The 4,564-nt window shown below is 69.5% G+C and carries 5 protein-coding genes; 2 read left to right on the top strand and 3 right to left on the bottom strand.

Going from position 1 to position 4,564, the window contains the following annotated elements:
- Positions 1-154: 154 nt before the first annotated feature.
- The 3 genes from QZY48_RS34215 to pepN form a co-directional block, all read right to left on the bottom strand.
- Complete coding sequence (locus QZY48_RS34215; protein WP_295439188.1) at positions 155-643, bottom strand: hypothetical protein; 489 nt, start codon at positions 641-643, stop codon at positions 155-157.
- A gap of 140 nt (positions 644-783) precedes the next feature.
- The gene (locus QZY48_RS34210) at positions 784-861 is read right to left on the bottom strand and encodes a hypothetical protein (protein ID WP_295439190.1); all 78 of its coding nucleotides are present in this window, start codon (positions 859-861) and stop codon (positions 784-786) included.
- A 110-nt stretch (positions 862-971) separates the two neighbouring features.
- Complete coding sequence (gene pepN, locus QZY48_RS34205) at positions 972-3,629, bottom strand: aminopeptidase N (RefSeq protein ID WP_295439186.1); 2,658 nt, start codon at positions 3,627-3,629, stop codon at positions 972-974.
- A gap of 152 nt (positions 3,630-3,781) precedes the next feature.
- Between pepN and grxC the strand changes: the two genes are divergently transcribed.
- Together grxC and QZY48_RS34195 are read left to right on the top strand one after the other, a co-directional pair.
- Positions 3,782-4,036 (top strand): glutaredoxin 3, encoded by a 255-nt coding sequence (gene grxC, locus QZY48_RS34200; protein WP_295439184.1) that lies wholly within the window; start codon positions 3,782-3,784, stop codon positions 4,034-4,036.
- A complete protein-coding gene (locus QZY48_RS34195) occupies positions 4,033-4,425 on the top strand; it encodes a S4 domain-containing protein (protein ID WP_295439182.1) in 393 nt (130 codons plus the stop codon). Before grxC ends, QZY48_RS34195 begins: the two co-directional genes overlap by 4 nt.
- The last annotated feature ends 139 nt before the right edge of the window (positions 4,426-4,564 follow it).

Here is a 4,564-nt window from a genome sequence, read left to right as displayed (position 1 = left end):
GTCGTAATCGAATAATCCGACCACGATTACGACAACGACAACGACGCCCGGTCCGTGAGAACGTCCGGTCGCTGTCGCTGTAGGGTACGCATCGCGTACCCCACGACATGTGCGTTGACACATCAGTTCTAATCGCACCCGCGCCCGCCAGCCCCTACCAGCGCCCGTTGAGGATCACCGAGAGCCCCGGCAGCGGAAGCACCGGGACATGGGGCCGCTCGTAGACCGGCCGCTCCACCACGACCACGTCCCGCCCGCCCCGGCCCCCATCGCGATAACCCCAGCGATGCCGATCGCCGCGCCCCCAGCCGTGTCCATGGTCATGCCCCCAGCCCCGCCGGTCGTCGCCATATCGCGGCCCGTCGCCCCAGCCGCCGCCGTGATAACGCTCGCCGCGGTATCCACCGCCCTGGCCGCCGCCACGGGGTCCACCGCCTTGGTAGCCCCCGCCGCCCTGGCCGCCGCTACGGGGTCCGCCGCCCTGATCGCGCCCGCCGCCCTGGCTGCCGCCATACTGCGCGCCCCCCGGCGACCCGCCGCCCCAACCGCGCCCGCCGTCCGCCACGGCCAACCCGGGCAGGGCCAAGGCGCCCGCCAGCAGGGCCGCCAGCGCCAATCGGCTCGGGGTGTATCGCTCGCTCATCGTCGCTGCCCTCTGAAGTCTGGCGGGGCCCAGTGCCCTCGCTTGGCACCCATACTAGGCCGCGGACCCTGAACGCAGCCTGAACCGGGCGCCTCGTCAAGGCGACGCCCCCGACCCCGCGCCGGGCCAGGGCCTGTCCACTAGCCCGCGCCCTGACCCGTTGTCGTTGTCGTAATCGTTGTCGTTGTCGTGATCGTTGTCGTGATCGTTGTCGTGATCGGAGAAGCGATGCAATTCGGGTGCGGGAGAATGCGCGGCGCTACGATAACCTCGATTACGACAACGACAACGACAACGACAACGATTGCACCTGTGCTTAACTTCGTTGTTAAGCGCCCTCCAGGGCCTTGGACGCGACCTCATAGGCATCCTTCGACAGGGCCTCGGCGGCGAGTACGCGCCCGAGTTCCGCGCGCATCAGGCCTTGCCGCTGCGGATCGAAGCGCCGCCAGCGGATCAATGACTTGAGCAGCCGCGAGGCGATCTGCGGGTTCAGCGGGTCCAGTTCCAGGACGCGCTCGGCGAGAAAGCGGTAGCCGCTGCCGTCGGCGGCGTGGAAGCGCACCGGGTTGGCGGTGCAGAAGGCGCCGATGAGGCTGCGTACGCGATTGGGGTTGCGCAGGGAGAAGTCCGGGTGGTCCATCAGGTGCACCACCTGCTCCAGGGTGTCCGCCCGGCTGCTGGTGGCCTGGATACTGAACCACTTGTCGATGACCAGGGGCACGGCGGACCAGCGGCGGTAGAACTCGACCAGCGCCGCCGCACCGGCGGGGCCGCCGTGGTCGACCAGCAGGCGCAGGGCAACCATTACATCCGTCATGCTGTGTGCGGCGTTGAACTGGTCGCGGCACAGGGTGATGGCGTCCTGCCCCCCGCCGGCCATGAGGTACCCGAGCGCCAGGCCCTTCAGTGCCCGCCGGCCGGTCCCCTCGGGGGTGAAGGCATAGGGGCCGGTCTCGGCCTGGGCCACGTAGACGCGGCGCAGATCCTCGCCCAATTCCTCCCCGATCCGGCGGCGCAGGTGCTCCCGGGCGGCATGGATACCGTCTACGTCCACCACCGCCATCTGATCCGCCAGATAGGACTCCCCGGGCAGGGTCAGGACCTCGGCGCGCAGCGCCGGGACACCTTCGGTGTCCAGCAGGGCGAGCCGGCAGGCCGCGAAGAAGGCCCCCGGTACCTGGATCTGCGGCTGCGCGACGGTGCGGAGCAAGACCCGCTGCATCAGGGTCTGGGCGGCGTCCCAGCGGGCGAAGCCGTCGGTATCGCGCGCCATCAGGAACTCCAGGTCCTGATCGCTGTAGTCGAAGCGCAGCTTGACCGGGGCCGAGAAGCCGCGCAGCAGCGAGGGCACCGGCCGCTCGGGGAGCCCGACGAAGCGGAACTGCTCCACCGCGGCGCGCACCTCCAGCACCCGGGTGCCGACCCGCGCCGCGTCCGCGCCCGCATCGACCGGGTCGTCGCTCAGGCGCAACGGCAGTTCCTGACCGCCCGCATCGAGCAGCCCGACGGCCAGCGGCAGGTGCAGCGGCCCCTTCTGCGGCTGCCCCGGGGTCGCCGGGGTATGCTGGCGCACGCGCAGGCGGTAGCTGCCCTCCGCCGGGTCATAGTCGCCCTGGACCCAGAGCTCGGGGGTCCCGGCCTGCTCATACCAGCGGCGGAACTGGGTGAGGTCGCGGCCGCTCGCGGCCTCCATACAGGTCACGAAGTCGTCGGTGGTCACCGCCTGGCCATCGTAGCGGGTGAAATACAGGTCAGTGGCCTTGCGGAACAGCACGGGGCCCAGCAGATTGGCCTGCATCCGCACCACCTCGGCCCCCTTCTCGTAGACGGTCGAGGTGTAGAAGTTGTTGATCTCGATATAGGCCGTGGGCCGCACCGGGTGGGCCAGGGGGCCCGCGTCCTCGGCGAACTGATGGGCGCGCAGGCCGCGCACGTCATGGATGCGCTTGACCGCGCTCGCGCCCATGGCGGCGGAGAACTCCTGATCGCGGTAGACGGTGAAGCCCTCCTTCAGGCTCAACTGAAACCAGTCCCGGCAGGTGATGCGGTTACCCGTCCAGTTGTGGAAATACTCATGCGCGATGACCCCCTCGATCCCCGCGAAGTCCTGATCCGTTGCCGTGTCCGGGCGCGCCAGGACATACTTGTCATTGAATACATTGAGCCCCTTGTTCTCCATCGCCCCCATGTTGAAGTGGCTGACGGCCACGATCATGAACAAATCGAGGTCATACTCGCGCCCGAAGCGCTCCTCGTCCCAGCGCATGGCCCGCTTGAGCGAGCGCATGGCGTGGTCGCACTGGTCCAGGTTGTGGGGCTCCACATAGATCCGCAGCCCCACCTCGCGCCCGGAGGCGGTCGTGAAGCGGTCCGCGACCAGCCCCAGGTCCCCGGCGATCAGGGCGAACAGGTAACAGGGCTTGGGAAAGGGGTCCTCCCAGTGCACCTCATGGCGGCCGTCCCCCAGGTCGCGCGCTGCCCCCGGATTGCCGTTGGACAGCAGCACCGGAAAGCGCCCCCGGTCGGCCGCCAGGGTGACCCCGTAACGGGCCATGACGTCCGGGCGGTCCAGAAAATAGGTGATGCGCCGAAACCCCTCCGCCTCGCACTGGGTGCACAACATCTCGCCGGACTGGTAGAGTCCCTCCAGGGCCGTGTTGCGGGCCGGGTGGATGTGGACCCAGGTCTGCAGCAGGAAGCGGTCCGGCACCCGCTGCAGGGTCAGGGACTCGGCGTCGACCCGATACTCGGCGGGGGTCAGGGGATACCCATCGATGCTGACCCGGTCCAGTTCCAACTGCTCCCCGTGCAGCGTCAGGCTGCCGTCCCCGCGGGTCGCGGCCGGGTTGCGGCGCATGTGCAGGTCGGCGACGACCCGGGTCAGGTCCGGGTCCAGGTCGAAGCGCAGGTCCACCCGGTCGATCAGGAACTCGGGCGGGCGATAGTCCTCCAGACGGATCGGGTGCGGGGCATCTCGGTACATGCTGCTCTCGGTGGGCCATGGCAGGGGTCTCCTGCGGATAGCGTCGATTGTATTCCGGCGACGGCCATTTGATTCAAAGGCAAACACAAAACATGATCCCGGCGGCCGACCGCGCGCGCGGCGCGGGCCGCGGCAAGCACGAGAGAGCGACGATGCCCCAAGTCCTGATGTACACAAAAACACCCTGCAGCTACTGCTCCCGCGCCCGGAAGCTGCTCCAGCGCCGGGGCATCGACTTCACCGAGATCCCGGTGGACCGCGACCCCGAGCAGGAACGACAGATGATCGAGCGCAGCGGCAGCCGCAGCGTGCCCCAGGTCTTCATCGACGACCGCCACATCGGCGGCTACGCCGAGCTGGCCGAACTCGACGCCGACGGGGCACTGGACCCCCTGCTCGGGCGATGACGGCGCCCGCAGCGGCGCCCGAGGTCCGCCTGGATAAATGGCTGTGGGCGGCGCGTTTTTTCAAGACCCGCCACCTGGCGGTGGAGGCCATCGCCGGCGGCAAGGTCCAGGTCGACGGTCACCGGGCCAAACCCGGGCGGGGCATCCGACCCGGCGCGCGGATCTCCATCCACAAAGAGTCGCTGGCCTGGGAGGTCGAGGTCCTGGCGGTCACGCTGCAACGCCGCCCGGCCGCCGAGGCCGCGCTCCTGTACACGGAGGACGAGGCCAGCCTGGCGCGGCGCCTTGAACAACTGCGCCAACGCCGCGAGGCCGGCCCCCAGGACCAGGTCGGCGAACGCCCGACCAAGCGCGACCGGCGGCAGTTGGAGCGGTTCAAGGCGCCATGAGTGTTCCATTACCGCGCCTGGAGCGGCTGTGGGAGCGGCTTCAGCCGCGACGGGCCGCGCGCTGCCGCGGTCTCGTCGCGGCTGACGGGCCTGAAAGGAGCTTGTGGGAGCGGCCTCCGGCCGCGATGCGGCGCCGCGG

It is taken from the genome of uncultured Thiodictyon sp. (genome assembly GCF_903828115.1).
Taxonomy (GTDB): Bacteria; Pseudomonadota; Gammaproteobacteria; order Chromatiales; family Chromatiaceae; genus Thiodictyon.
Note: the sequence above shows the minus strand (reverse complement) of the source record. Positions and strands in the feature narration are given on the sequence as shown.

What these genes read in the sequence shown, in the direction of transcription:
- grxC (WP_295439184.1), top strand. Translation starts at nt 3,782, where the DNA reads ATGCCCCAAGTCCTGATGTACACAAAAACACCCTGCAGCTACTGCTCC.
- QZY48_RS34195 (WP_295439182.1), top strand. Translation starts at nt 4,033, where the DNA reads ATGACGGCGCCCGCAGCGGCGCCCGAGGTCCGCCTGGATAAATGGCTG.
- pepN (WP_295439186.1), bottom strand. Translation starts at nt 3,629, where the DNA reads ATGTACCGAGATGCCCCGCACCCGATCCGTCTGGAGGACTATCGCCCG.
- QZY48_RS34215 (WP_295439188.1), bottom strand. Translation starts at nt 643, where the DNA reads ATGAGCGAGCGATACACCCCGAGCCGATTGGCGCTGGCGGCCCTGCTG.